The following is a 26496-nucleotide window of genomic DNA, read 5'->3' as shown; positions in this document are numbered from 1 at the left end:
CTAAAAAATAAGTAAAGTTTATCTTATTCCAACAACTCGACACCTTCCAAGTCCATATCAAGTAAATTTCGACCGAACCATTTATCTGAGATTTCCTCATACGTTCCATCGTCAATCATTTCTTGTAATGCTTGATCAAGCGCTTTTGTTAATTCAGGATTTTCTTTATTTACGGCGATGGAAGGTTGTTCCACCCACATCGGCTTGTCGACCTCTTTGATTTCAAACCCATTGTCTATCGCTTCATACCCAACGATGTCCGCTGTAATGACTGCATCTAAGCGATCTTTAACTGTTAAATCTTTTAATGCCACTACATCACTGCTGTAATACTGAATATTATCCGATAATTCTTTTGCAGGCTCTTCATATGTAGACTGAGCTACTACGCCAATTTTCTTTCCGTCTAAATCTTCCGGAGATGTAATTTCGTCGTTATTCTTTGCTACGAAAATCATTCCACCTGAATAATAATAAGGCTTGGTGAAGTCCGCTTGCTTTGCCCGTTCTTTTGTATAAGCCATAGAACCAATAATTGCGTCAAACTTATTTCCCACTAGACCTTGTAAAATCGTTTCAAAGGGATTTGTCACGGGATTCGCTTCAAGTCCCATTTTCTCTGCAAGCGCATTTCCAATTTCTATATCAAAGCCTGTAAGTTTACCGTCTTCTTCAAAACTAAACGGTTTATACACGCCACTTGCAGCAAACGTGAATTTTCCTTCATTAACTAATGTATAGCCTTCTTGATCTCCGGTGTTCTCTGATGTCTTGTCGTCTTTGTTTCCACAAGCAGCTAGTACGAACACCGATGCAGTTAGTAGTACGATCATCATGATAAATTTTCTCATTTTCCAACACTCCCTTTTTAGATAGCTATATCGCTAATTTTCACACTTCATTACCTTGATGCTTGAAACCGCTTACAACAGATATTGGTTGAAATGAGTGATTCATTCTTTCTTTTAGTATAACTTTCCTCCTTTCCATCGCGACTTATTACTTTCTAAAAATAAATAGAAATTACCTTATAACCGAAGTGAATTTCCAATCCTTACTACGCTTTCACCACTTTCTAACTAGTAAGTTATTTACTATTAAACCATGATACCACAGAAAAGAGTATAATTATTTTACTATTCTTATAATTTTTTCATTCATCACAGTGAAAGGATTCTTTCTATTTTTACTAATTTGAGATGATGTAATGGAATTCAATGTAGGAGCGGTACAGTAAAAAAGCTATGAGTATAAACCTTGAAAAAGCACTTAGTCGTTCGTGTTTAACGTCCTTTTCTTAATCGCCTTCTTCTCCTTCCTATCTTGTAACTTCTTTTCCATTTCATCATCCAATGACTCAGTATCTTTTACAGCATTTTCACCAAACCAGTCTATTACCTTATTTTTTGCTAGCTGTTTGGTTTCTGCGTCAATATATGTAGCCACCACTAGTAAAGCACCCACGACGATCGCCAAATCATCAGAATATCCCACGATAGGTGTGAAATCTGGTAGAACGTCTAACGGTAGGATGAAGTAGCCTAAAGCCCCTAATATAGTAGATTTTACTTTCTTCGGAACTGTTGGTTTTTTAAACGTATAAAACAGTAATAGCGTCCCATACGTTAACTTCACACCTGCTTGTTTGCCGAAATTAAGAATTTTATCCCAAAACTTTTTTCGGAGAATTGCTTGGAATAGTCTTCATTATGATGAGCCAAGATATGACCTACTTTCTTTTGTATTCTAGTTTTATATAGCATATACTTTTCTTTCTCTCGCAATCTCTGGAACTCAAGACGTTGGGTTGGTCTTCGTCATATGTATACCCTCCAGACTAGAAATTGTAACCCATGATGTTGATAAAAATTCTACTTAAAACATTTGCTGAAATCTCTCTTTTTCTTACATCATGATCGGTCACTAAATAATCCATACTCGTTCTCACATAACAATCTACTGCATTTTTTATGCTATGATACGTATAATACATAGCGATTTACGGAGGAATCCCCATGAAAAAAGTTGCGATTATTCAAGATATGTCTTCATTCGGTAAATGCTCACTGACTGCCGCGATTCCTGTGCTTTCCGTGATGGGCGTGCAAGCATGCCCATTGCCTACTGCGGTTTTGTCTGCACAAACGGGATATCCAAGCTATTACTGTCATGATCTAACGAACGCCATGCCGCTCTACACGGAGGAGTGGAAGAAGCTTCATGTCTCCTTTGACGGTATTCATACCGGATATATTACGGGCAAAGAACAAATTCGCCAAATCCTCACATTTCTTGAGAGTTTTTATACCGATCGAACGCTATTACTCGTTGATCCGGTGCTAGGTGATAATGGAATAGCGTATGATAATTTTGACGAAGAACTTCTTGAACAAATGAAGGTTCTGGTCGCGCGTGCGGATATTATTACGCCGAACCTTACCGAATGCTGTTTGTTGACCGGTTATAGTTATGACACATTGCACCGCTGCATAGATGAACAAGATTACCTGAAGATCGTAGAGGATTTAGGTAAGCTACTTCAACAAGCAACTGGCGCTGAAATTATCATTACAGGCATACAGCCACCCAGCCAGGAATTTACTATTGGCAATATGTATATTAACGACACGGACACACTTTTCACTACAGTGCCATTCAATAATAAAAGCTACTCAGGCACTGGTGATTTATTTGCATCAGTACTGATGGGTAGCCGACTTCGAGGCATGGGCATGGAACAGGCTATCACACTTGCCAAAGAATTCTTGCTTGCTGCCATAGAAGATACGGCATTAGATGATACGCCGTTAGAGGCGGGAGTGAATTTTGAAAAGTATTTGCGGATGTTGTTGTGAGGAGTACATACTAAAAAGCACGAGATCTACGAAATTACTTCGTGGATCTCGTGCTTTTTTGCAAATTTCGTTAGTTTACTTTCTTTAGCACACAGAATCATTGGATTTCGGTACCGTTAATCCAAACAAAGGACGGAGATACAATGCTAGGAATGTCCCGGCTAATGCGAGAATCCCCCAAATATAGCCATGCAAGCTAAATGATGCAATGCCACCGAAATAAGCACCGATATTACATCCGAATGCAAGACGTGCGCCATAGCCCATCATCAGACCACCTATGACGGAGGCTGCAAAATTACCTACCGTCACGCGTGTGAATTTGAATAACCCGCCAGCTGCTGAAGCGATGAATGCACCGATAATCACGCCAAGATTCAATACAGTAGTAGAATCAGCGAAAATCGATGCTTCTAGTGCAGCTGCGTTGGCCCCTTGCCAATACCCCCAGCTCGCTACGTCAAAGCCGATTACAGAAGCAATTTTTGATCCCCATAACGCAAAAGCAGAAGTAATGCCCCAAGGCGTTCCACGCGTCAGTAACGTTAACGCGTTTAGCACCGCTAATACAATCGCAGCTGCAAACAAAGGCCAAGATCCGCGGAAAATCCGTTTCCATCCTCGTTCAGTGGGGAGAGCTGCCATTTTCGGCGCTTTTTTCTTTTTCTCAATAATCAACGTGGTCCACGCAATGAATCCAAATAACGCAATCGACACAAGCCAAGCGCCACCATAGCCTAAGCCAGTGGAAGTAGCCAATGAAATCGGAGCGAATGCAGGCATTTCTTCCGTCCAGAATGGTAAATGGTATGCGCCAATTGTAGTGCCGATAATGAAGAATGCTAGCGTTACGAACATCACAGTACGTCCGCCACCTATAGCATACAGTGTCCCAGAAGCACACCCACCGCCAAGCTGCATGCCAATTCCAAAGACAAAGGCACCTACGATGAGGCTAACGCCTACAGGCGAAACATAGCCGGCGACCGGACCGCCAAAGAATGTCGTACCATACGCTAAAATCGGTGCAAATAATGTTACCGCTAGTGCCAGCATCAGCATATGCGATCGCATCGCTTGACCGTTTCCAACTGACGCCATGCGTCGAAATGCAGACGTAAAGCCAAAGCGTGCATGAAAGAGAGTGAAACCAAGCAATAAGCCAATGCCGAGAAGCATCGATTGAGAAATATGCTGGGTGGCTAGCAAATAAGCGAATAATAGTACCGCCACAAGTACTGCACTCGCAATCAGTAGTTTTTGCGGTGGATTTAATAGAAGCTCATCTCGTTCCACAGGACTTTTTACGTCGTGGATGGGCTGTACTTTTATAGTAGTCATTCCATAACACCCTTTTCCTATTAATTTAGTTGGCATACGAACTCATAGTAATATTCTCGGATTTGAAAGTCAACCAGTTGAGCTTATTTCAATACTTTCATAGGTTTGCAGACGTAAAAATCCTCAACCCTATGACAAGGGTTGAGGATCTTCAATTAACTACTTTCCTGTATATCTTCTCGCGGTGTAGCACGGTACACGATAAACGACAGCACAACGGCCACAAGCGACATAGCGAATGCGATAAAGTACACAAGTTCCACACCGGCTACGAGAGCCAAATCAGCAGTTAACGCATCTTCAGGCGTCGTAGATTTCTTTAGGAAGTGCAATTGTCTCGCATTCATAATACTAATAAATACAGATACTCCAATAGCTCCAGCAACAGGTTGTAGCGTCGACATAACTGCCGTGCCGTGTGGATATAACCGTTTCGGCAACTGATTCAATCCATTTGTCTCAGCCGGCATCATAATCGCAGATACACTGAGCATCAGCAAGATATAACTCGTGACCACCACCCAAATAGGTGTATCGAGCGTCAATCGGCTCATCATGAACATCGTCCCACTGAGCACAATCGTAGCGGGTATCATCAGCACACGCGGACCGAATTTATCAAATAATGACCCCATGAACGGTGACATTATACCGTTTAAGATACTTCCTGGCAGCAAGATCAAACCTGCTGTCGCTGCGCTCAGTGCGAGCGGTCCTTGCATATAGATAGGTAAAATAATTTCGGATGCGAACATCGCCATAATAATAATTAGGAACAGAAAGACCGAGTGCGTGAACATCGGGTACCGAAACACACGCATATCCATGACGGGCTCTTTCAACTTAAGTTGTCTCATTGCAAAAAGCGCGATTCCGATCACACCGACACCGATCAACGACAATACGCGAGGACTTGCAAATCCATTAGCGCTTTCACCGACCGAACTAAATCCATAGACGAGTGAACCGAAACCAATCGATGAATACACCAATGAAATATAATCGATTTTTGGTTTTGTGACTTCTGTAATATTGATCAAATATTTATAACCGAATCCGATAGAAAATAAGGCAAATGGAATGACAAGGATGAATAAATAGCGCCATCCGAGATATTCCACAATCACTCCTGATAACGTAGGTCCAATCGCTGGTGCGAACATAATGACAAGCCCGATGATTCCCATAATCTTACCGCGTCTATGTGGTGGATAAATGAGTAGGAAAACGTTGAAGATGATTGGCATCAATAATCCTGTTCCCACAGCCTGAATCAGTCGACCTGTTAATAGAATTGGAAATGTCGTAGCACTCGCAGCCACGATCGTTCCTATCGTGAAGACGGTCATCGTACCGAGAAATAATTGCCTCGTCGTGAACCATTGTATTAGTAAGGCCGAGATCGGGATGACGACTGCCATAACGAGCATGAAGCCTGTAGCCATCCATTGAACGGTCGGTAATGTGATGGAAAACTGATCCATCAGTGTAATGAGTGCGATGTTCAATAATGTTTCATTCAAAATGGCGAAAAATGCACCGATGATGAGAGCCAACATAATCGGCAGTACTTTACTATTTGGGTTATCCGCCAAGTATTCGTATTTCTGTTCTTCCATCTCAAAACCTCTTTCGTTGATCACGTGAATTCGGCAGTATAGTTACCGTTCATTTACTCTTATCATGCTTTTTTATGAACGGTGTGTCAATCATTCAGAATCCAAAAGTGATGATCTTTTTTAAAAAGATTTATTTTTCCATTACGCTCGCTAGATTCCCTAAATCTTCTCCTTGACTAAAATCCAGTTCAGTAGAATGTAGCACGTAGTTTTGCGTAGTTTGTATAGGCTTCGCTGGTTGTTCATTCAAATAGTTTTCAAAGTTCGTCGGGTTGAATAACGTCGACGGACGCAAGTATGCACGGTATTCAGGATGATTATTCCACTGGGATACTTTGAGATCAATGACGTGTATAAAATCCTGTTGTGTATAGCCCTCTTTCACTCTGCCAGCGATGAACTTCTTAGTAGCTGCTGAGGTAGCTTTGAATTGCTTTCCGGTTTTCTCATTCAGATAATTAATGACAAGACGTGCGACGTCGAGATTCATCTCGACTTGGTCTTTATTCTTTATTTTTAAAGATTCTTTAAGTTCTTTAGTTATTGGCTTGCCCAATTCCGCCACGTGCACTTGCTCAACTTCGACAGGTGCACGTGGCGGTTCTGAGCAAGTGACTTGCTCATGTACGAACGCACTTACAGGCAATCGAGTATAGTCGATTCGGTACCATTTCGTCTTATCGATTTTCATCTTGTTGTATTCAGAAGTCGAAATAAGGTATCCTTGTTTCTCCAAATTATAAATTGTGCGTTTGATCGTCATTTGTGACATGAACGAAAATTCTTCCAACCATTGATCATACGTTTTACACACCCATAGATGGCCATCATGCATATTTTTAGAAATGAGTAAATGGAAATGCAATTGCTGCAAAAATAACGCCTCATGTAACCCGACTAGATGCACAAGAGACGGTAGTAATTGTAATGGCTGTTCATTGATTACTAACTTCATACTGAATTCCTCCTCCATTGCGTGTAAGTGATAGCCATACACCACTTCACTTACTATATAGAGAGCTTTTTGGATAAGGATACTCGTTTTGAAAATAATTTTGCGCTAAAAAACTGCACGAAAAAAGAGCGGAAGCATAGAGCCTCCACTCGCCTGTAATAGACATTAGTTCACGTTCAAAAGTTCTTCTCTCACTGGTTGTAGTAGAAATATTGCATTTGACTCACAGATTTCGTAATCCACGAGATACATCTTTTCTCCGAAGTTCTGTCGCATAGAACGAATATAACCGGACTTCTCCAACTTTCGAATTGCTCGAATAATCGTAGCCATTGACCAGAAACTCATCACGTTATGCCATTCTTTATACGACCTCCTCACCCACTGCGTTCCTTCTACCGTATCATGAGGACCGAAAGACAGCTCATGGATTTGTTGCAAGAACATCGATTCATTGAGTCCGATTTGTGCCGCCGTGTGTGGATGAAATTGCAGAAATGGTTCATGGATCATTTGCATGATAGTATCCCCCTACTAACTAGTTGTAAGTGGCAGCTATTTGCCTCTTCACTAGCTATATAGAGATCTTTTTGAATAAGGATACACCTTTTTAAAAATAATTTACTTGATGAGACGCCTGAAACTCATTTCGGTGAGAAACGTCGGTCATTTACAAGGTGCCGATCTTCGCCTACGCAATAAGAATTCGCCATGCGTTATTCCGGATTCACTTGAAGTTCTACTGTGATTTTAATGTCATCGCCTACCAATACGCCACCTGTTTCTAGTGCTTGGTTCCAAGTTAAACCATATTCTTTTCTAGAAATTTTTATCCCTGCCTCAAAACCGACTACATCTACACCCCATGGGTTTTTTCCAGCACCTGTACGCGTCACATTAAACGTAGTTTTCTTCGCAACATCTTTCACTTTCAAGTTCCCTGTTACATCATATTCATCTTCACCTGTTTTCACAATTTCAGTCGAATCGAATGTGATATGCGGATATTGTTCTGCATCAAAAAAGTCAGCTGAACGAAGGTGGTTGTCACGATCTTCATTATGTGTATTGATAGTATTCACATCAATCTCGAAGTGGATTGTCGCATCGGTTAAATTGTCTAGATCCCCAGTAACTGAACCTTCAATCCCAGTAAAACTACCTCTCACATTGGATACCATCATATGTCGAACTGAAAAACCTACGTTTGAGTGCGCTGCATCTACATTCCATTTTGTCATGTTAAAACTCTCCTTTTTTTGTGTTCAGGCCATCATATAGTGCAATTATCTCGAATTACATACATCCAATTGGATGGTATCCGAAATTATTAGCATTTTAGCCAAACGTTTTATTAATATGGTCATTACAAAGGTCTATATACTCGTTCATTATTTGCGTATGGTTTTTAACGCAGTGCTCCAAGGGATTACTTGGTCTAACATTTGCTCTACTGAAGCGGCTTGCACTGCAGCTGGTTTGAAATCCTTCCCATTTTCGAAGTCTGTAAATAAGGATAATGCCGGATGAACACGAACATGCGCTATGGATAATTCACTTAATATACCACGCAAATGTTCTGCGGCACGTGCTCCGCCTACTGAACCATATGAAACGATACCTGCTGCTTTGTTGTTCCACTCTACGCGAAGGTAGTCTAATGCATTTTTTAGTGCAGCGGAAATGGAATGATTGTATTCTTGAACGATGAATACAAATCCATCTTGTTTCGCGATAATTTCTGACCAAGCCGGTACGCCTGATACATCTCCACCTGATTCACCTAAAAGGGGTAATGTATAATCTGCGATATCGATCACTGTGTAATTCGCATCTCCGCGTTGATCTGCTAAGTCTTTGACCCATGCTCCGACTTGTGGACTTACGCGTCCTTCGCGTGTGGATCCTAAAATAATACCAATATTTAATGTTGTCATAGTCATTTCCTCCTCTTGTTTTGTTCCAAAAAACGTACTAAAAAAACCCATTTCACTTCCGACTCCTCACAACTACTGTTTATTGATTGTAGGTATGCTTCCTACTGTATCGAATGGTTTCACTGATGATTTCATTATTGACGGATGTAATCTAAGAGAGAGTGAAATCAAAAATCTCTGTTTTCCCGCATAGTTTGTTACAGCTGTAACGTAATCATGTATGATACGGTTCAAAATACCTCCTATAATTAAACTGAATTAATTTAATACCAATTCGAGATATTATCGTAAAAAAATGAAGTTGTATGAATCTGAACTTCAACCAAAATTATAATTAATTAACTTATCTCGAATTCGTTGTAAATATATCACGAGTCTACTTCAATTGTCAACACTTTAATTTTTTACTGTTCGACGGTCGTTAGCTCATTACTCCACTAATCGTTCCGTCCATAGACATCGGTGCATTCATCTCAACAAAAAACAACACGAGGTTCGAGTCTACATTTGCGGTGATAGCTGGGAGAGGATCGACCAAATCCGTTACGGCTTCTTGTTTGCTAATTGTAAGATGTTGCATCGTAATCTCACCATTCATTACGTATAGAAAAGGCGTTAGCCCAGTATATGTTGGAACGTCTAGCACTTCACCCGCTTTCGGATGCGCGTCTAGTATATAGACTTGTTGTCTGACGTACAGTGGCGCTTTGCTTCCTTCAGGTCCAACTAAGACATACCAATCCTGTTGATCAATCGGTTTTTCATGAAATTGAATGGCTGGTAAAAGGTCCGTTTCATTCGGTCGAACGAAGATTTGAAGCATTTCTACTTCATCTTCTTTCACTTTTTCTTCATGCCAAAAGCCTGCTCCTGCATTCATCATCATGAGCGTCCCTCGTGCAATAGCTGCTTCAAAACCCGCTGAATCTCTATGATGCATGACGCCTGAGCGAATGTAACTTAAAATTTCATCATTTACGTGTTGATGCATTCGAATCGTCAGACCTTTTTTCATGACGGCATGATCAATGATAGCTAATGGTCCAAACGCCGTGTCTTTCGTTTCATCCTGAAGAATGTTGCCTGGTTGAACCCGTGTAATGCTAAATGGTCCAGTAAACGGCTTTAAGTGACTACTTGCTGCAAGTTTTTGTAACAAAAAAACGCCTCCTTTCTATACCTATACTTCCAGTGATTTATTTTACGGGACCTTTGTTAATCGCGGTAAGTGTAGAATTGACTGCAAATATTTTGGCGTTCACGTCTGTAATCCCAAAGCTAGCCAATCTTTTCGTGTGCATTTCCACATACTTTTCGGCAGATTCCTTTGTTTCGAAACTGTAAATTCCACCGGCTTCATTTGTTTCAGGATTTTCCGTCCAAATTTTCCAAATGAATCCTTCTTCCTCATTGATACTCGTTGCTAAATCGGCAAATGCTTCCGCCATTTCATCCCCGAATGGTCCATTCATTGTAAAATAGACTTGTACGACGTATGTCATGTTCATTCTCCTTTTGGTTCAGTAGTTGTAAAATAGATTTCGCCTAGAATTTCTTTTGCTTGATAATGTTTTGATGAAAATACTTTTTCAAGTACGCTAGAAAGTGCTGGCTGTTGCTTTGGTTGTAATCCTTCCACATCAAACTCTTTTTTAATCCGTCAACATACGTTTCAAGTGGACGTCCACCTACAATTTTCACGCCTGTATTGTTTGCATTACAGAGCATGCATATTACAGTGAGTTACCGCTACTTCACGTGTTCTTCATTTGCTTACAACCAAATTCTATACCATAATGAAAATATTCAACACCAATAGAACTTGGGTTTTGTCGCTTATACAACATATGGAGTCTCCAGACAACTAAATATACTGTGGATGGTCTGAATAGGTATAGATGTCTCAGAACGAATAACACTCACTAGGCTACAGCCAATAAAACACTGTCTTTCCTCATCTTGGATGAAGGAATTCTCTTAAAAAAATAACATATTATACTAATATTCCGAATATAGTAAAAGGTATTGACCTTTCTAATAGTTGTCTGTTAAATTATATTGTAGTATATAATATTCAGTGACGAGAAAGAGTACGGTATGAAGTTCGTTCCCCAGAGAGTCGACATGTGGTGAGAGTCGATGGACTGAGCATATCCGAAAATCATCTCTAAGATGCAAAGTTGAAAATAGTAAATTTTGCCGGATTTCCAACGTTACATGGAAAACATATAAGCGTAAGATGAAGTAGAATGAAACGTTTTTATCGTTTACAAAGCTTTTGGAACATAGGTGGTACCGCGAGTAAAAACTCGTCCCTATTTGGGGGGCGAGTTTTTTATGCGCAAAAATAAAGGAGAGATATTGGTATATGAACAAAACACCCGATTGATCAAAACGATCTTACGCAATGAAATGTGTAAGATACATTCAACCACGTTGGGGAAATAGTCGACATAATTCACATTATATTTTGCGAAGTCTTACTATTCAAAATGCAATTACACATATATTATGTACTTTCATTTTACTCTACACACAAAAACATCAGGAGGTATTATAGTGAGTAAAAAAAACATACTATTCACGGGATTCATGCTCTTCTCTTTATTCTTTGGAGCTGGAAATCTGATTTTCCCACCATTTCTAGGCTTGGAATCAGGGACTAATTTTGTACCCGCCATTGTAGGCTTCCTCATCACGGGCGTTCTACTACCATTCATGGCTATTCTGGCGATCGCCTTGTCTGATAACGGGCTATTGTCTATGGGTAGCCGCGTACATAAAGTGTTCGGAATGATTTTTGCGGTCATCATCTATATGTCGATTGGAGCATTTTATGGTATTCCAAGAGCCTCCAATGTTGCGTATGAGTTAGGCTTCAAACAGGTCGTGGAAGTGAACGGCAACTTACCGTTGCTACTATTTTCTCTAGTATTTTTCGGTATAACCTACTACATCAGCTTAAATCCTAAAAAAATCGTCGATCGCATCGGCCAGTTTTTAACACCTATTCTCCTGTTGGTTTTAGGCGTGCTCGTTGTCCAAGCGTTTATCAAATTTGATAACATATCTTCAGCTCCAGCAGAAGATTATGCATCCACTCCATTTGTCAATGGATTCTTAGAAGGCTACTTCACGATGGATGCTGTCGCAGCGCTAGCGTTTGGAATTGTCGTGATCAATGCGCTCAAAGATAAAGGTTCGAGGTCGAAGTCAGAACTTGTTAAAGGCACGTTGGGCGCCGGCTTCATCGCTAGTATTGGCTTGGCGGTTGTGTATTTCTCACTCGGATGGATTGGTAAAGCCATTCCAAAAGAACAATCGTTTGGAAACGGTGCGGAAGTATTAACTGCAGCCGCAAGCATGTTATTCCCAAGTGGCGGAGGACTTCTCTTTGGTATCATCGTCATACTAGCCTGTTTAACAACATGTGTCGGTCTAATTAATGCTTGTTCTAGGTTCTTCAATGAAATATATCCGAAGTTCAGTTACCAAACCTATGTCGCGATTTTCGTATTATTCGCCTTGGTTGTATCTAACTTAGGATTGAATGCTATATTAGCTTTGGCCATACCTTTATTAGTGTTTATTTATCCGATCTCGATCGTACTCGTCATTCTTTCCTTATCCCAACATGTTGTGGGTGGCGGAAAGATGATGTATCGGCTATCTATATTTATCACATTCGTTTTTGCGTTATACGAAGTATTTGCTAGCACGGGGTACAGTTCAGATCGCGTTACCGAATGGTTAAACGTTATTCCATTTTTCGAACATGGACTCGGCTGGGCAGTACCAGCGTTCGTCGCAGCCGTGGCTGGTTATATACTAGATACGTTCGGCAAACAACGAAATACGTAAAACAACTAGAAAATCCCGCTTCTTTTTAAAAGGAGCGGGATTTTTTGTCTTCAGGATTACTTCCGTAATGAATTCGTCAATTCTACAAACTCTTCCACGTCTTTAGCCACTAGCGCAATGCCAGCTGCCCAGAAATCTTCTTTCGTCACATCTACACCCAAATGTTTTTTCGCTAGATCTTCTACTGTCATAGATCCAGTATCACGTAATAAAGCAATATACTTCTCTTCAAACCCTTCAGGTTGTTTCAAGTACTCTGCGTAGATCCCCAAGCTGAACAAGTAGCCAAATGTGTACGGGAAGTTATAGAACGGCACGCTATCGATAAAGAAGTGCAACTTAGCTGCCCAGAAATGCGGATGATAAGAAGATAAACTCGCACCAAATGCTTCTTTTTGTGCGTCTACCATCAATTCATTCAAGCGTTTTTCTGATACTATGCCTTTGGCGCGTTCCGTGTAAAACTGATCCTCAAATAGAAAGCGCGCACGAATATTTAAAAACATCGCGGTGGCACCTTCTAATTTATTCGCTAACAGAGAGACTTTCTCTTCAACGGATGTAGCATTTTTCACCGTAGCATCGGCAATAATCGTTTCCGCAAATGTACTCGCTGTTTCTGCGACGTTCATCGCATAATTACGGTTCAATGTCGGTAAATCTTTCATTACGTGACTATGAAAAGCATGCCCTAATTCATGCGCCAATGTACTCGTATCATTTGGAGAACCCGTGAATGTCATGAAAATACGTGACTCTTCAAATTCAGGCAAGCTCGTGCAATAACCACCCGGTCGTTTGTTTGGGCGATCTTCCGCTTCCACCCAACGGTTTTCCAATGCATGTTTCGTAAAGTTAGTCAATTTCGGTCCAAATGAAGCGAAATGTTTAATAATAAAATCACAGGCATCATCATATGTGAAGCGCATCGGCTTGGTTTCACCTACCGCAACGGGAGCCGCCACATCTTGCCAACCGAGCTGATCCATGCCCAATAAATCCGCTTTTTGTCCTAAGTAATCAATGAATGTTTGTTTCTGCGCATCCACAGCTGACCACATCGCAGTAAGCGTAGCTTCAGACATCCGGTTGTATTCAAGCGGCTCTTCTAAATGGCCTTCTCTTCCGTGAACATCTTGCAACGTTAAGCGATAGCCTGCTAAATGATTCAAGATGTCGGCAAAAATCGGTCCATTCGCAGACCAAGTCTTTTCCCAGTCCTCAAAAAGTTCCGCGCGCACTTCTGCATCAGGATTTGCGTACATTTTGTTCATAGCTTGGCCGATAGATAAATCTGTAGTTTTCCCGTCTTTATCTGTAAACGGAACGGACATCGTGGAGCCCACTGTATTGTATAAATCACTCCACGCGGCAAGACCGTCTTTATTTAATTTCGCAATCAGTTTTTCTTCCGCTTCAGATAATAACCGTTTACCTTCATCACGGATTTCATTTAATGAGAACCGGATGACCTGCAAAGAATCGTCTTCAAGAAGTTTATGCCAGTTTTCATCCGAAATCGCGACCAATTTTTTCGTGAAGATCGTGGAGAGCTGCTGGATTTCACTGCTTAGTTCCATCACCTGGCCTATGACAACGCTTGCATATGGATCATCCATGAAGGCGTCACGCCACATATTGATAAATGTTCCTACTTGGCCGAGACCTTTACCGATGACTTCTTGTTTGTTTAATAATTCTTGCAAAGTAGAGGCATCGTTAACTGGATCACTGTTCCAAGCGTTTAACTGATCTGCATAACGGGCAATATCTTCTTTGACAGTAGAAAGTTTCGTTTGTACTTCCTCAGAATGCGTTCCCCCTGCAAAAATACTCTCTAGATCCCACGTGTTGTTATATTTCAATGTATGTCACTCTCCTCATATATCACTACTGTACACTTGTTTCTAAAATAAAACCGTTTTATAAGCTGAGTCCATTATATACCAATTCGTCATAGGGTGTTGTCATTTTTCTTGATTCCAACTGCGCATTCTTCAAGAACCATATTTAGTTAATAACCCCGCAGGTATATGACAATAATCTGTTGGGTATTTGGCTAATCTGTCTTGATGTTCGTCTGTACTTTTCACATAGTTTGTAAGAGGTACTACCTCCACAACTATACGGTCCACATCATTTCTCTTCGTAATAAACGCTCTCGCTTCTTCCAAGTGTTCAAGGTTTTCACTATAGACGCCCGTTCTGTATTTCTCGCCAACGTCTGCTCCTTGTTTATTCACACTATACGGATCTATGATTTCAAATAAATACTCCATTAATTCCGAAATGGTTACGACAGCAGGATCAAATTCTGTTTTTACACATTCAGCGTACCCATCATACTCACCTTCTAGGGAATGAAGTGTTCCATTTGCCCTCCCTGCTTCCGTAAACGTCACGCCAGGTAAGGTTTTGATAAAAGCTTGTACTCCCCATAAACAACCGCCAGCAATGTATACTGCTTCCATATAGACACTCCTCTCATGAGTAGATCACGATCTGTTATAGGCATGTTCAAAAACAAGTTATTAAGTAAAGTAACCGTGTTCATCGCCTACGTGAAGCGACTCTGAATTCGTATGTTAATTCCCATAGCTTACCGAGCAGCTCTTTCATATACTATAAATAAATTTTAGCAAATAAAAAAAGACCCTACAAGTAGGGTCTTTTTCAAGCTGTTATTAAGCTTTTTGAACGTTTGTAGCTTGTAGGCCACGTTGTCCTTGTTCGATTTCAAATGTTACACTTTGACCTTCGTCTAAAGATTTGAAACCGTCGCCTTGGATTGCTGAGAAGTGTACGAATACGTCTTCTCCTGCTTCGCGCTCGATGAAACCGAAACCTTTTTCTGCGTTAAACCATTTCACTGTACCTTGTTCCATAATTAATTGCCTCCTAGTGTGGATGTCCACACAATGATGTTACTATACTTGCTCAAAACTTTAGACGAAAAACAAAATATATTTCCATGAAATATATTCTCGATCTGAAAAAGAACAAAGATAATACTCTTTAAATATAACAGACATTAAATAAAAAAGCAACCCTAATGTTTCTTTCTTAAAATAAACCTTTGTAGTTCTTCTTTTTTACATCTGAAAACGCGCTTGGTTTCACTGTTTAAGTAGACTTTTAAAATCACTTTAGCCCATTTGGTTGCTCATGTACTATCTTTTGCAGATGTTGTGACGTCTTAGTTGCCAGGAAAATTAATTCCAATACGTTTTTCCATTCGAATATCAGCTCGCATTTCTCCATCATAATACGTGAAGTTTTCTATGCGTCCCATTTCTTGATACCCTAACTTCTTATAAAGCTTCAAAGCGGGTGTATTAAATTCAAACACGCCTAGCTCGATTCGTTGAAGACCACGCTTTCTAATTTGCTCTTCCAAGTACGTTAAAGCGATAAAACCAATTCCTAACCCACGGCATTCAGGCTCACCAATGGAAATACTGATCCATGCCGTTTCCAACTCCTTATCAAACAGATGATCGGGGTCCACGGTATAGCTCATTTCACCGATGAGCCGGTTTTCCAAATAAATCAGGAATATATGTTGGTATTCTAACCGACGGCGTACATCTTCTAGAGTCAAAACATTTACTCTTTCCAATTCTTCTTTACTGTGATTAGGTTGAGACAATGACTTTAACTTCACGTCATTCCCCCATCGATTGAGCGTATTCACAAGCATGGATGTTGGTTCGGTTAATGTGATGAATTCAATATTCATTACCTTCACCTCCTGATTTCAACGTTTTTCAATCTAATGAATATGTATCACCTTTACGCTTTGCACACTACCAGTATAATATCACAACATGCTTCTTACATACTTTTAAAAAACACCGATAGTCCCATCCATTGAATCTACGCGTTGATTTCTTTCTATATTAGAAAGCCACATGAAGGCATTATGGGAAATGGCATACATGTTATAATGGAAGAAATACATAGATAGACGAGGAGCGGACACATTGAGGTTGAATCAATATATTAGTTCTTCAGGATTCTGTTCCAGAAGACAAGCAGAGCGCTATATTACGGCTGAAAAGTTCTAGTGAATGGCGAGATTGCATCGCATGTGTATTTTGTTAAAGATCATGATCATGTTGAAGTCGACGGGCACGCCATCACGCACACCGCACAAGACATATATATAATACTTAATAAACCAAGCGGGATTACTTGTACCGCTTCGCCTACTATTGCCGGTAATATTATTGACTTTATATCGTATCCTGAACGTATATTTCCTGTTGGACGTTTGGATAAAGAAACAGAAGGTCTAATTTTATTAACGAATGATGGAAGTATTGTAAATGAGTTAATGAAAGACGAAAACCATCAGGAAAAAGAGTATGTGGTGATGGTCGATAAAAAAATAACGAATTCTTTTATAGAGGACTTATCAAACGGTGTAAATATTTATAATCCAAGAACGAAAAGCTATACGACGACTAATTCTTGTCCCGTAACTGCGCTCGACGACTTCACGTTTCGTATTACGTTAACTCAAGGATTGAATCGACAAATCCGCAGAATGTGCAGACGGTTTCAATATACCGTTACACACTTGCAAAGGGTTCGAATCAAGCATATTGAGCTCGGTTCATTGGCACGGGGCCAGTGGCGTTACTTGACTGAAGAAGAGATAGCGGGGTTGAAACGATAACTTTTATAGAGTTATCGTTTCATTAATGTAAAACTTTTTTATTTATTAATGACTTACAGTAATCAAAAGCTTGAAATGGAACTCTTTATAAAAATAGCCTGACAACGCGAATGCGCTATCAGGCCTTTTCCCCATTATTTATTTCATACTGTTATTCACCAATTCCTTCACAGGTAAGAATAACTCACCCGTTTCTAAATACGTCACCGTTAGCTGATCGCCTTCTTCCACATAAATTGAAAGAGGTTCAACTTCCGATGAAACAAGGAAATTCCGACCGTCTTTTGCGAGAATTGAAACGAGTGTAAAATCACCGACGCGTTCTTTAAACACGCGCATGGCTGTAATCGTTGCTTTCGCTTCTTCTGCATTGGAACTTCCATCTACTGTACTGCCGCCCCGTTGAAGTGCCGTTTTATACAATTTCAACGCTTCATTTGGTGAATTCGCAAATACTGAGATTTCAGGATTCGCAGCGGAAACAATGAAGTAATTTTGCAGGAATCCATTTGAATCAAGTACCGGCGTCAACCAGCTGGCTTCACCGTAGAAGTTATACAAGACAGGCATTTCCCCGTTCCACTTCTTCTCGATAAACTTCTTTTCAATGATCTGAAGCGCACCTTGTGAATCCATATAGGACTCTTCCAAATCTCCCGTATAATACGTCGCTTTCCCTGTTCGACCATCTGTCAATGCATACCCAAGCATCGAGTCTACACCTTCTTTTGGACTCGTGAAATCCGTAAAGTAATACATATGTCCATCCGCATCAAAAATCGGGCTAACATTGGCTTCTGTCCCTTCATCTGAAGGAATCTTTACATCTTTTTTGCCAACTAGTGAATTCCAAAAACCATGGATATACTTCCCGAAATAACTATTTTGAAGACTAACCGCTTCAGGTGAAATGGCTCCGTTAATAAATTCAGGCACGTCTTGTAATGCATATTTCTTCGTAGCGCCCGTTTCAGGATTCAACATGACAATTCCTTTGGCGTTAAACCCGTTACGTGCCGAAATGAATTCTCCATACGTGCGAATATAATGCGGCTTCCCTTCATCATCAATTTCCAATTGAACATCTCCGTAAAAGATTAAATCTGGCATTTCCATACGCATTTTACGATACACTTTTTTATGGAAGTATGAAGACGTCGTATACGCCATTTCCGTTTTAATAAATTTCGGATTATCTGATGAATCCGTTGCACTCATCGTGAAATACCCAGGTGTCGTTTTACCGTTAAACCATTTGAAAAATCCTGAAAACTCAACAGGCGCAATATAGACAAATTGGTCATTCACTTTTTGAATTTGTAAATGCCCCAGTTCATAATAGCTCGTATCCGGTACTTGACCAAACGCTTTTTTCATTTTATTGCGTGCAAACTTCGGTGGTACACTGGCTGGCGTTTTCGTTTCATCAAACGCTGTAATTTCAACTTTCTGCGTCATCGCAACGGTTTCATACTTTTTATTTGCGTTGAAAAGAGGTGCACTTAACACATACACGCCAATAAGTAATGCTGCCAATGACACAACCATTTTAATTTTCCGCTCGATACCTTGCGAAACAACTGCCCCTAAAATAGCGACGACGAGGAACAATGCCCATAGCGATGTCCAATTACGATCTAAATTTGTCACGTAATAAAATAGGAATACGCCCATCATACTGATGACAGTAAGTGTCCCGAAAGCGACCCACCGGTTAAACGATAACGGTTCTTTTTTGTTATTTACAGAGAGGAATGGAACAATAATAGCACTCGCGACAACCCCTACAAGTAATGAAAATAGTAATAAACTTAACATAATTAACACTCTTTTCCGGTTACAAGATTTTGTTTCATACTACGTATACGGATAAGGTAGGAAATTGTTTCATATTTAATTCAACTAAAGAACGGGATATTTAGCGTGTAATGATCAGGGGGCCTTTCCAAAAGAATTTTTTCAGCCTCAAGGGTTAATACAGAGTTACACAACAAAGAGTCCCCATTCTAAAAAAATAGAGACTCATTGTTGTGTAATTGCGTTTTTTACCAGTGAACTGAACAGGGTACTTCAATATGGAGAGATTTTAACTTATTGTACTTAGATATAAGTCGAGAGAGTCTTCTACTTCATGTTCTACTAATGCTATGAAATCTTTATAATCTTCTGTTGTATGCGCTTTGTCAAGTGCATCATAATATGCCAATCGATTTTCCACTTTAATAACGACTGGAGGGAATCCCTCTTTCATTAGTTCTAAATTAAGCAACAGTCTTGAGGTACGCCCATTTCCATCTATAAAGGGATGGATGCCAACAAAAATAGCATGCAACATAGCTCCACGCTCTACAGGATGAAGATCGACACCTTCGTTACGATACCAATTCATCATTTGATCCATTTTTTCTTGAATCAGATAATGTGCGGGTGGTCTATGTCTAGCACCAGCAATAAAAACTTGTTCTTGACGGTATACACCTGCATACTCATCATGTATTCCTTTCAGCACTAAACGATGCAGATTTTTTATTTGCCATTCTGAAAGTGTTTCATTCATTTGAACAATTTCTTCGACATACGTAATAGCATCACGATGATTAACTACTTCCAAATGTTCTCTAAATGTTTTACCGCCAATCGTAATCCCTTCAAGGACCACTTTCGTTTCGTTCATAGTTAATGTGTTTCCTTCAATGGCATTCGAATTATAGGTCCACTCTAGAAATAACTTTTCTCGTAAACTTTTCAAAGTATATTTAGGCAAGGGACGAGCAGCATCTAATTTTGACTTTTTTTCATTTGCGACTTTAAACATATCAGTAACCTCCCACTTACATATAGAGCTTTTCTATTATTGTACTGTATATCGAAAATATTCTACACTTAAATCAACCCTTCTTGAAAAGTATGGTTAACTAAGACTGTTTCAACGTATACGTGACATCTCAAATTCTACTATTCGTTTATTTAGCAGTTACGAGAAATCCGTACAACTGTCGCACCAGTAGGACAACAACGGTCTGCCAATCCAAGATGATCTAGCTGGTTCCGGGTCTCGTCTTTACTCACAAAAAAGTTTCGAATCACTCTAACACCTGCTATTTTTCAAAAGGCGCTGACATTCCTTTACCGGAATGTCAGCGCCTATATTTCTTCTAGTATACGTTTACGTATCACATGTGCAGTAAGAAGCATATGGACAAAGTCTAATTTCAGTTGACCATACGGCAACTTCCACAAGATTCACAATTCCTCCGCAGAAGCCTCCTCCAGACATAGACTTTTTAAAACAGGCTTCGCTTCTAATGCCGTCACATCTACATCTACCGCATGCGCGTTCATTCGAATCGTCAGCAAGAACGCCAAAGCGAGTAGTACACTGCACATAATGAGTGCAAGCGGGATCTGCTGGAAGCGGTCGATGATCCAGCCACCCATGCCCGGTCCAAGTAACTGCCCTGCCGCGAAGAAGAACGTTACATAGCCTAGTGCAACAGGTGCGTACGTCGGATGAACTTGTTCTGTAGATAATGCTTGGCAGAGCGACAGCATCCCGACAATCGTTGTACCCCAGAGGAATTGACTAACGACAAGCCCAATATACACGGGGAAAATAACTGGAACGATAAGTGAAACTGCACCGATTCCAAGTGTCGCAAGCAATGCAGATTTTCGTCCGATACGATCAGAAACTCCGCCCCACAAAGGTCCACTGAAAATTGACATAATCCCGCTGATCGCCATAATTTGGCCTGCCTGGAACTTCGTCAGGCCTACTTCAAGAATATAGCTGAATAAAAAGCTTTGCGGTACCAAATAGGCGAATCCAACGAGTCCATAGATGAATGCGACACGAAGTACGCGTTTATTGAAGTATACTTTCGTCCAAAATGAACGTTTCTGCATTTCCTTAGGTAGTAACGGAATCGGTGGATCTCGCAAAATAATCGTCGCGATGATGATCGATATGATCGACAAAGCACCGTAGACGAACCATAGGTAGCGCCAGCCCATATCGCCGAACCATGTAGTGAAGAACGGAATTAAGGCGCTTGAAATCAGCGTTCCTAATCCCATGCCACCCACAAGAAAGCCAATAAGCATACCGCGCTTCCTCGGAAACCAGCCGACAAGTATCGTAATGAGCGGTGTATAGGTGAAGGCGGTCCCAATTCCGAGCAATAGCATGGCGAAAAGTGTCCAGCCATAGCTAGCGACAAGTGATAACATAAATAGTCCGAATGCAACGAGCCCCGTTCCAAAAATCACAAGCTTTTTCGCTCCGTATTTAGTCACTAGCAATCCGACAAAGATCACCATCATTAAATAGCCAATCGATACTGTTGTTGCGAGCAGTCCCGCTTGTTTATAGGTCATTGCGAGGTTCTCTTTCATGAAAGGCATAATAATTCCATACGACATCCGTCCAAAGCCGAGAGAACTGACCGTAACGGCGACGCTCGCAAATGCGTATTTCCAAATGTTTTGTTCGTGTTCTGTAGCCAACATACGAATCTCACCCTTTCCTCCGTTCATAAAGAAATTCACTGTGAAAGAATTCACTCAGAATGGCGTCAGGGTGTTTTATCTTAGTAGTCTTGGCAACATGTCTGAGATATGTAATTTATGTCTACTATGTGAACTCTAGTATGTACACTATAGCATTCATGATAGAATATTCCAACTTCTTTATTTGAAGCGTATTCTTGTTTACATAATAATGTTATTTTAAACTCGATGTGAAAAGGGAGCGGGATGGCACCGTTGATCGACGCTCCAGGCGGACGCTTTCCGCGGGCACGGCTTCAATCTCCTCGTCACTTTGTTCCTGCGGGGCTTTCAGCTCGCGCTGTTCCCGCTGGAGTCGCCGCCTGAAACGAAGATCAACTAGTTTATTCTTCTAGATAATTTTACATGTAAAGAATACCTACTAACCAAACGCAGGAGTCATCCGCCAACTTTATAGTGGGTCCGGTAGTATCATCTATTTTATTCCCCCATTACAAAAAGCGCTGTCGCCAAAAGTCGTATTGTCACGACTTCTAGCAATAGCGTTATACATATCCGCTTACTTCTTATAGAAAAATGGCTTCCCAATGGTTTCTACTATACTAGGTGCCAACGCATACAGCCTGCTTGTCAGACCTGTGATTTTTGGCAAGTTCACTTCGCGTCTAGGTCGTTCGATGGTTTCCATAACAGCGCGCACCACCGTATCCACCGTCAACAACTGGCTACCCATTGCTTGTTTGTAGCCACCAGTGACGTCTGCGAGCTCGATAAACGGTGTATCGATCGGCCCTGGATGGATGACGGATACATCGACGTCATAGGGTGCGACTTCCATACGTACGGCATTCGTATAGCCAATTAACGCGTGTTTCGTTGCGGCATAGACTGATGTTTTTGGTGTTGCTACTTTCCCTGCCTGTGAACCGATATAGACGAGATGTCCATGCTTTCGTTCGATCATTTCAGGTACTACACGCGCGGTTAGTTGCATCGGCACGAGTACATTGGTCTCGAGCATCGCAACCATGTCTTCATCGGTTGTCTCATGGGCTAAATGGAACTTCCCTACTCCAGCAGAAAATACGATGAGGTCAGGTGTTCCAATGCAAGATACTAGCCAATCAAGCTGCTTCGTGTCTCGCAAATCGGCACAGTATCCTTCCACCCCAAGATCGCGCAACTCTTCTAACGCTTTCGCATTGCGACCTGTCGCGATCACACGATAATCATTCAACATCGCCAAACGTTTTGCTAGTTCAAACCCAATTCCACTCGTCGCTCCTGTGATCAGCACAGATTTAGAGACGGACATACTGATGGACTCCTGCTGAATCGACCGTTTCAGAAATTAATTCTGCCGCCACTAAATAATCTAGCTGCCCGATCGTTTCAGACAGCGTCAGTCCCAACTCTTTTTCATAAACTGCCGGGAATAGTAGTTTCGTTACGTCAAAGACCGTCTTCGATTCATCTAACATAGCGAGAACTTTCATGGCGCGATCATGCTGTTTCGCCAAGCGTTCAGTTATCAGTTCATGAGCATTGGTAATCTCTCCGCCATGACCTCCGTACACGAGTGACACCGGTAAATCCAACAAACGTTGTAGTGATGCATTGTATTGAAGCAATGATTTCGGACGTCCGTGCTCTTTCTTAAACGGTGGCTCAATTAATGGATTGGATGACACTTTTTCTAGCAACAAATCGCCACCGATTAGAATGCCTTCTCTTTCATTGAATAACGATAAATGACTTTGTGCGTGACCTAAAGACTCTTGGATTTTCCAGCCTGGATGTCCTGGCAGATCGTCCCCTTCATTCATCATGCGATCAACGGGACGCCCTCCCATCAAATCGACTGATCGACGGAAACGTTTTACCCACTTAAAATATTGCTCGGGCACACCTTCTTCTATTAATGATTGTTCATAGAAGCGGTCATGACGATCCATAAACTCTGCATCGCGTGATAGCCAGAAGTTTAAATACGGATGACCGAGGATTTCCGCGCGGTCAAACATCTCGATCAATCCGCAATGATCGGGATGGTGATGCGTGACGAAAACTTGCTCTATATCATGAAACGTATAGCCCAGTTCTTTTAATTTCATCTGCAACACTTCACGCGCTTCTGGCGTTTTTGTTGCCGCGTCTACCAATGTTAGCGTGTCGCCTTTTAGTAAAAAGCAGTTCACGTCACCTACCGCAAATGGCGTAGGCGTACTCATTTTTGTGATCATTTTCTGTTCCCCCTATTAAATGAATGACTGTTCAGTCTATTGTACTCTTTATTTCCATGTGCGTCACGCGTTGATTGGTCATTTACCGAAAGATATTTCATCTAAAATGAAACCATTTTGTCTATTCTTCGTATGGTATACTACAGGAAATCGCATGATAGACATCATGATGTCGAGTTGGAGGGATGAAAATGGGATTTTTTAATATGTTCAAAAACCAATTTATCGAAGTAATCGAGTGGCAAGCACAGGATACCAATACGTTAGTTTATCAATTTCCCGTGCATAATAATGAAATTAAAATGGGGGCAGAGCTGACGGTTAGGGAGTCGCAAGTCGCGATCTTCGTCAACGAAGGGGAAATTGCGGACGTATTTGGACCGGGACGTCATATTTTGTATACGCAGAATATGCCCATCCTGACAAAATTGAAATCGTGGAAATACGGCTTTGATTCACCATTTAAAGCGGAAGTATATTTTATTAATACAAAGCAATTCATCAATCAAAAATGGGGCACATCGAACCCCATTATGATGCGTGACCCAGATTTCGGCATGATCCGTCTTCGTGGTTACGGAATTTATTCGTATCGCGTAGCAGATCCTACCGTATTTTTGCGGGAACTATTTGGAACGAACAGTTCATATGACACGAATTCCGTCGAAGGTCATCTAAAGAAAATGATCATTTCTGGATTATCCGATTTATTCGCAGAATCACAAATACCTGCGCTTGATCTATCGATGCATTACGACGAATTAAGCGAAAAAGGTAAAGAGAAGATGTTGTCTCGTTTCGCTGCATTCGGTTTCGAGATCACCTCACTCTATATTGAAAATTTGTCGCTACCAAAAGAAGTAGAAGAAGCGATGGACAAACGTACCTCTATGGGCGTGCTCGGTAATATGCAGCACTATCAGCAATATCAGGCGGCTGAAGCGATGCGCGATGCAGCACAGAACGAAGGTGGCATGGCGGGCGCAGGTGTCGGGATGGGGGCTGGTATGGGCATGGGTCAAGTCATGGCAAATGCGATGAATCAGAACCAACCGCAGCAACCTCAAGCACAAGTTGCAACGAAATCCTGTCCACATTGTCAGGCCACGATCAACGCCGATGCCAAGTTCTGCGGTCAATGTGGAAAATCAGTTGAAGCGGATAAAATACCATGCGTTACATGTGAAACTTTGATTCCAAAAGACGCGAAGTTCTGCAGTCACTGCGGTACATCTCAAGCCACCGAGAAAAAATGTCCCGCTTGCTCCCATGCCAATCTGCCGGGTGCAAAATTCTGCGCAGAATGTGGTGAGACGTTAGACGAAAAGTGAGGGATGGACATTGACTTCATTTGATGAACAACACACAGTTGTAGAAGATACTGAAAATATCAAATGCCCTTCTTGTGGCGGCAACACAGAATATCATCCGGAAACACGCGGCTTAAAATGTCCATTCTGTAGTCACGAAATGCCAATCGAAGCAACGTTCGACCACCATGTGGAACTGGATTTTAAGGAAGCGGGAAATAATCTTCAACATCTATGGAATGAAGAGAAACGTGTTTTTTCCTGTAGCAGTTGTGGAGCAGAATCCGTATTGGACGCACATATTGTCGCAGATTTCTGTTCATTTTGCGGATCTTCACACATATCGATTACGAATCATGACGCCGGTATACAACCGGGGTTATTGATTCCGTTTCAAGTTTCGGAGGCACAAGCACAGGCGAAGTTCAAGGACTGGATTAAAGGGCACTTCTTCGCACCGAACGAATTGAAGAAGAATTATCGAATGAATAAACTATCCGGCGCTTATTTACCTTACTGGACGTATGATAGTCAGACACAGTCACACTATGTCGTACGTGTCGGGAATTACTATTATGTCACCGAAACACGGACGGTCTATGAGGATGGTAAGGCGAGACAAGTGACCGAGCAAGTGCAAAAAATCCGTTGGCATCAGGAAAGCGGTACTTATCGTGAGTTCTTTGATGACGTTCTAATCAAAGCATCCAGCACAGTCGATCCAAAATTATTGCAGAAAGTACAGCCTTTCCAATTAACGAGTCTGACCGATTATAAAGTGGAATACATGTCTGGCTTCCTTGCTGAGCGCTATTCCGTTTCGTTACAACAAGGATTTGCACAAGCAAAAGACGTGATGACCAGAGGGATCGTCAACGGAATCGAGGGTAGCGTAGCTGGAGATATCGTACAAGTGGTCAATGTCTCAACAGATTATACCGATATTACATATAAACATATTTTATTGCCGATTTGGATTTCTTCCTTTCATTTCAAGGAAAAAGTCTATCAATTCATCGTCAATGGGCAAACGGGGAAAGTATCCGGAAATTATCCCCTGAGCGCGATGAAGATCGTTTCGTTGGTCATCTCAATTTTGATCGTTTTATTCATCATCTACTTATTCATCGGCAGCTAACGGTCGTTTGACATTTCATTTAGTACATGACATAATCATGGAAATAG

Annotated in this window: 24 protein-coding genes, 1 pseudogene and 1 other annotated feature; of the genes and pseudogenes, 5 read left to right on the top strand and 20 right to left on the bottom strand. The window is 41.1% G+C overall.

Annotation, left to right across the window (positions count from 1 at the left end; all coding sequences use genetic code 11):
* Positions 1-23 precede the first annotated feature (23 nt).
* Both CSV63_RS03590 and CSV63_RS03585 read right to left on the bottom strand, forming a co-directional pair.
* Entirely contained in the window at positions 24-851 is an 828-nt protein-coding gene (locus CSV63_RS03590) for a transporter substrate-binding domain-containing protein (RefSeq protein ID WP_099694584.1), read from the bottom strand.
* Between the two features lie 418 nt (positions 852-1269).
* Positions 1270-1635: a YkvA family protein gene (locus CSV63_RS03585; protein WP_233191933.1), complete on the bottom strand. Its 366-nt coding sequence runs from the start codon at positions 1633-1635 to the stop codon at positions 1270-1272.
* Between the two features lie 380 nt (positions 1636-2015).
* On the opposite strand from CSV63_RS03585, the gene CSV63_RS03580 reads away from it, so the two are divergent.
* Positions 2016-2855 carry a pyridoxamine kinase gene (locus tag CSV63_RS03580; protein ID WP_099694583.1) on the top strand — a complete coding sequence of 280 codons (840 nt, stop codon included), beginning with the start codon at positions 2016-2018 and terminating at the stop codon, positions 2853-2855.
* Between the two features lie 84 nt (positions 2856-2939).
* Here CSV63_RS03580 and CSV63_RS03575 read toward each other — a convergent pair whose 3' ends face one another.
* The 9 genes from CSV63_RS03575 to CSV63_RS16880 all read right to left on the bottom strand — a co-directional run bounded on the left by CSV63_RS03575 (position 2940) and on the right by CSV63_RS16880 (position 10346).
* A complete protein-coding gene (locus CSV63_RS03575) occupies positions 2940-4196 on the bottom strand; it encodes a YeeE/YedE family protein (protein ID WP_099694582.1) in 1257 nt (418 codons plus the stop codon).
* Between the two features lie 155 nt (positions 4197-4351).
* Positions 4352-5815, bottom strand: coding sequence for an MDR family MFS transporter (locus CSV63_RS03570; protein ID WP_099694581.1), 1464 nt, complete (start codon positions 5813-5815; stop codon positions 4352-4354).
* A 130-nt stretch (positions 5816-5945) separates the two neighbouring features.
* Complete coding sequence (locus CSV63_RS03565) at positions 5946-6770, bottom strand: conserved phage C-terminal domain-containing protein (RefSeq protein ID WP_158233906.1); 825 nt, start codon at positions 6768-6770, stop codon at positions 5946-5948.
* Between the two features lie 165 nt (positions 6771-6935).
* Positions 6936-7289, bottom strand: coding sequence for a hypothetical protein (locus CSV63_RS03560; RefSeq protein ID WP_099694579.1), 354 nt, complete (start codon positions 7287-7289; stop codon positions 6936-6938).
* Between the two features lie 197 nt (positions 7290-7486).
* Positions 7487-8011 carry a YceI family protein gene (locus CSV63_RS03555; RefSeq protein WP_099694578.1) on the bottom strand — a complete coding sequence of 175 codons (525 nt, stop codon included), beginning with the start codon at positions 8009-8011 and terminating at the stop codon, positions 7487-7489.
* Positions 8012-8161: 150 nt separating this feature from the next.
* Positions 8162-8758 (bottom strand): NADPH-dependent FMN reductase, encoded by a 597-nt coding sequence (locus tag CSV63_RS03550; protein WP_099694577.1) that lies wholly within the window; start codon positions 8756-8758, stop codon positions 8162-8164.
* Between the two features lie 370 nt (positions 8759-9128).
* Positions 9129-9866, bottom strand: coding sequence for a pirin family protein (locus CSV63_RS03545; RefSeq protein ID WP_099694576.1), 738 nt, complete (start codon positions 9864-9866; stop codon positions 9129-9131).
* Positions 9867-9903: 37 nt separating this feature from the next.
* Positions 9904-10209 carry a monooxygenase gene (locus tag CSV63_RS03540; protein ID WP_099694575.1) on the bottom strand — a complete coding sequence of 102 codons (306 nt, stop codon included), beginning with the start codon at positions 10207-10209 and terminating at the stop codon, positions 9904-9906.
* A gap of 2 nt (positions 10210-10211) precedes the next feature.
* Positions 10212-10346 (bottom strand): hypothetical protein, encoded by a 135-nt coding sequence (locus CSV63_RS16880; RefSeq protein ID WP_255408902.1) that lies wholly within the window; start codon positions 10344-10346, stop codon positions 10212-10214.
* A gap of 429 nt (positions 10347-10775) precedes the next feature.
* Positions 10776-11027, top strand: a binding site (T-box leader).
* A 239-nt stretch (positions 11028-11266) separates the two neighbouring features.
* On the opposite strand from CSV63_RS16880, the gene brnQ reads away from it, so the two are divergent.
* A complete protein-coding gene (brnQ, locus tag CSV63_RS03535) occupies positions 11267-12568 on the top strand; it encodes a branched-chain amino acid transport system II carrier protein (RefSeq protein WP_099694574.1) in 1302 nt (433 codons plus the stop codon).
* A gap of 56 nt (positions 12569-12624) precedes the next feature.
* Here brnQ and CSV63_RS03530 read toward each other — a convergent pair whose 3' ends face one another.
* The 4 genes from CSV63_RS03530 to CSV63_RS03515 all read right to left on the bottom strand — a co-directional run bounded on the left by CSV63_RS03530 (position 12625) and on the right by CSV63_RS03515 (position 16307).
* Positions 12625-14433, bottom strand: a complete 1809-nt coding sequence (locus CSV63_RS03530) for a M3 family oligoendopeptidase (RefSeq protein ID WP_099694573.1) — start codon at positions 14431-14433, stop codon at positions 12625-12627.
* A 132-nt stretch (positions 14434-14565) separates the two neighbouring features.
* Positions 14566-15039: a peptide-methionine (S)-S-oxide reductase gene (locus CSV63_RS03525; RefSeq protein ID WP_099694572.1), complete on the bottom strand. Its 474-nt coding sequence runs from the start codon at positions 15037-15039 to the stop codon at positions 14566-14568.
* A 213-nt stretch (positions 15040-15252) separates the two neighbouring features.
* Positions 15253-15453, bottom strand: a complete 201-nt coding sequence (locus CSV63_RS03520) for a cold-shock protein (protein WP_085130578.1) — start codon at positions 15451-15453, stop codon at positions 15253-15255.
* Between the two features lie 311 nt (positions 15454-15764).
* Positions 15765-16307 carry a GNAT family N-acetyltransferase gene (locus tag CSV63_RS03515; protein WP_099694571.1) on the bottom strand — a complete coding sequence of 181 codons (543 nt, stop codon included), beginning with the start codon at positions 16305-16307 and terminating at the stop codon, positions 15765-15767.
* A 244-nt stretch (positions 16308-16551) separates the two neighbouring features.
* On the opposite strand from CSV63_RS03515, the pseudogene CSV63_RS03510 reads away from it, so the two are divergent.
* A pseudogene (locus CSV63_RS03510) lies at positions 16552-17249 on the top strand (pseudouridine synthase).
* Positions 17250-17387: 138 nt separating this feature from the next.
* On the opposite strand, the gene CSV63_RS03505 reads toward CSV63_RS03510, so the two are convergent.
* From CSV63_RS03505 to CSV63_RS03485, 5 genes are all read right to left on the bottom strand, one after another.
* Positions 17388-19067 (bottom strand): hypothetical protein, encoded by a 1680-nt coding sequence (locus CSV63_RS03505; protein WP_099694570.1) that lies wholly within the window; start codon positions 19065-19067, stop codon positions 17388-17390.
* A 268-nt stretch (positions 19068-19335) separates the two neighbouring features.
* Entirely contained in the window at positions 19336-20064 is a 729-nt protein-coding gene (locus tag CSV63_RS03500; RefSeq protein ID WP_099694569.1) for a Fic family protein, read from the bottom strand.
* A gap of 428 nt (positions 20065-20492) precedes the next feature.
* On the bottom strand, positions 20493-21758 hold the full coding sequence (locus tag CSV63_RS03495; RefSeq protein WP_158233905.1) for a YbfB/YjiJ family MFS transporter: 1266 nt from the start codon (positions 21756-21758) through the stop codon (positions 20493-20495).
* 559 nt (positions 21759-22317) lie between these two features.
* The gene (locus tag CSV63_RS03490) at positions 22318-23073 is read right to left on the bottom strand and encodes an SDR family NAD(P)-dependent oxidoreductase (RefSeq protein ID WP_099694567.1); all 756 of its coding nucleotides are present in this window, start codon (positions 23071-23073) and stop codon (positions 22318-22320) included.
* Positions 23060-24001, bottom strand: coding sequence for an MBL fold metallo-hydrolase (locus CSV63_RS03485; RefSeq protein ID WP_099694566.1), 942 nt, complete (start codon positions 23999-24001; stop codon positions 23060-23062). The genes CSV63_RS03490 and CSV63_RS03485 overlap by 14 nt, the downstream gene beginning before the upstream one ends.
* 191 nt (positions 24002-24192) lie before the next feature.
* On the opposite strand from CSV63_RS03485, the gene CSV63_RS03480 reads away from it, so the two are divergent.
* Together CSV63_RS03480 and CSV63_RS03475 are read left to right on the top strand one after the other, a co-directional pair.
* Positions 24193-25332, top strand: a complete 1140-nt coding sequence (locus CSV63_RS03480; RefSeq protein ID WP_099694565.1) for an SPFH domain-containing protein — start codon at positions 24193-24195, stop codon at positions 25330-25332.
* Between the two features lie 10 nt (positions 25333-25342).
* Positions 25343-26449 (top strand): TFIIB-type zinc ribbon-containing protein, encoded by a 1107-nt coding sequence (locus tag CSV63_RS03475; protein ID WP_099694564.1) that lies wholly within the window; start codon positions 25343-25345, stop codon positions 26447-26449.
* The last annotated feature ends 47 nt before the right edge of the window (positions 26450-26496 follow it).

The sequence above is a fragment of the Sporosarcina sp. P34 genome (assembly GCF_002743375.1).
GTDB lineage: Bacteria > Bacillota > Bacilli > Bacillales_A > Planococcaceae > Sporosarcina.
This window is presented reverse-complemented; position numbering and strand designations above follow the sequence as displayed.

Excerpts from the sequence above, each read along its gene's own strand:
- CSV63_RS03590 (WP_099694584.1), bottom strand. The coding sequence starts at position 851 with ATGAGAAAATTTATCATGATGATCGTACTACTAACTGCATCGGTGTTC.
- CSV63_RS03500 (WP_099694569.1), bottom strand. The coding sequence starts at position 20,064 with ATGTTTAAAGTCGCAAATGAAAAAAAGTCAAAATTAGATGCTGCTCGT.
- CSV63_RS03555 (WP_099694578.1), bottom strand. The coding sequence starts at position 8,011 with ATGACAAAATGGAATGTAGATGCAGCGCACTCAAACGTAGGTTTTTCA.
- CSV63_RS03560 (WP_099694579.1), bottom strand. The coding sequence starts at position 7,289 with ATGCAAATGATCCATGAACCATTTCTGCAATTTCATCCACACACGGCG.
- CSV63_RS03480 (WP_099694565.1), top strand. The coding sequence starts at position 24,193 with ATGGGATTTTTTAATATGTTCAAAAACCAATTTATCGAAGTAATCGAG.
- CSV63_RS03515 (WP_099694571.1), bottom strand. The coding sequence starts at position 16,307 with ATGAATATTGAATTCATCACATTAACCGAACCAACATCCATGCTTGTG.
- CSV63_RS03570 (WP_099694581.1), bottom strand. The coding sequence starts at position 5,815 with ATGGAAGAACAGAAATACGAATACTTGGCGGATAACCCAAATAGTAAA.
- CSV63_RS03565 (WP_158233906.1), bottom strand. The coding sequence starts at position 6,770 with ATGAAGTTAGTAATCAATGAACAGCCATTACAATTACTACCGTCTCTT.
- CSV63_RS03505 (WP_099694570.1), bottom strand. The coding sequence starts at position 19,067 with ATGTTAAGTTTATTACTATTTTCATTACTTGTAGGGGTTGTCGCGAGT.
- CSV63_RS03485 (WP_099694566.1), bottom strand. The coding sequence starts at position 24,001 with ATGATCACAAAAATGAGTACGCCTACGCCATTTGCGGTAGGTGACGTG.
- CSV63_RS03490 (WP_099694567.1), bottom strand. The coding sequence starts at position 23,073 with ATGTCCGTCTCTAAATCTGTGCTGATCACAGGAGCGACGAGTGGAATT.
- CSV63_RS03575 (WP_099694582.1), bottom strand. The coding sequence starts at position 4,196 with ATGACTACTATAAAAGTACAGCCCATCCACGACGTAAAAAGTCCTGTG.
- CSV63_RS03495 (WP_158233905.1), bottom strand. The coding sequence starts at position 21,758 with ATGTTGGCTACAGAACACGAACAAAACATTTGGAAATACGCATTTGCG.
- CSV63_RS03520 (WP_085130578.1), bottom strand. The coding sequence starts at position 15,453 with ATGGAACAAGGTACAGTGAAATGGTTTAACGCAGAAAAAGGTTTCGGT.
- CSV63_RS03550 (WP_099694577.1), bottom strand. The coding sequence starts at position 8,758 with ATGGGTTTTTTTAGTACGTTTTTTGGAACAAAACAAGAGGAGGAAATG.
- CSV63_RS03580 (WP_099694583.1), top strand. The coding sequence starts at position 2,016 with ATGAAAAAAGTTGCGATTATTCAAGATATGTCTTCATTCGGTAAATGC.
- CSV63_RS03525 (WP_099694572.1), bottom strand. The coding sequence starts at position 15,039 with ATGGAAGCAGTATACATTGCTGGCGGTTGTTTATGGGGAGTACAAGCT.
- CSV63_RS03540 (WP_099694575.1), bottom strand. The coding sequence starts at position 10,209 with ATGACATACGTCGTACAAGTCTATTTTACAATGAATGGACCATTCGGG.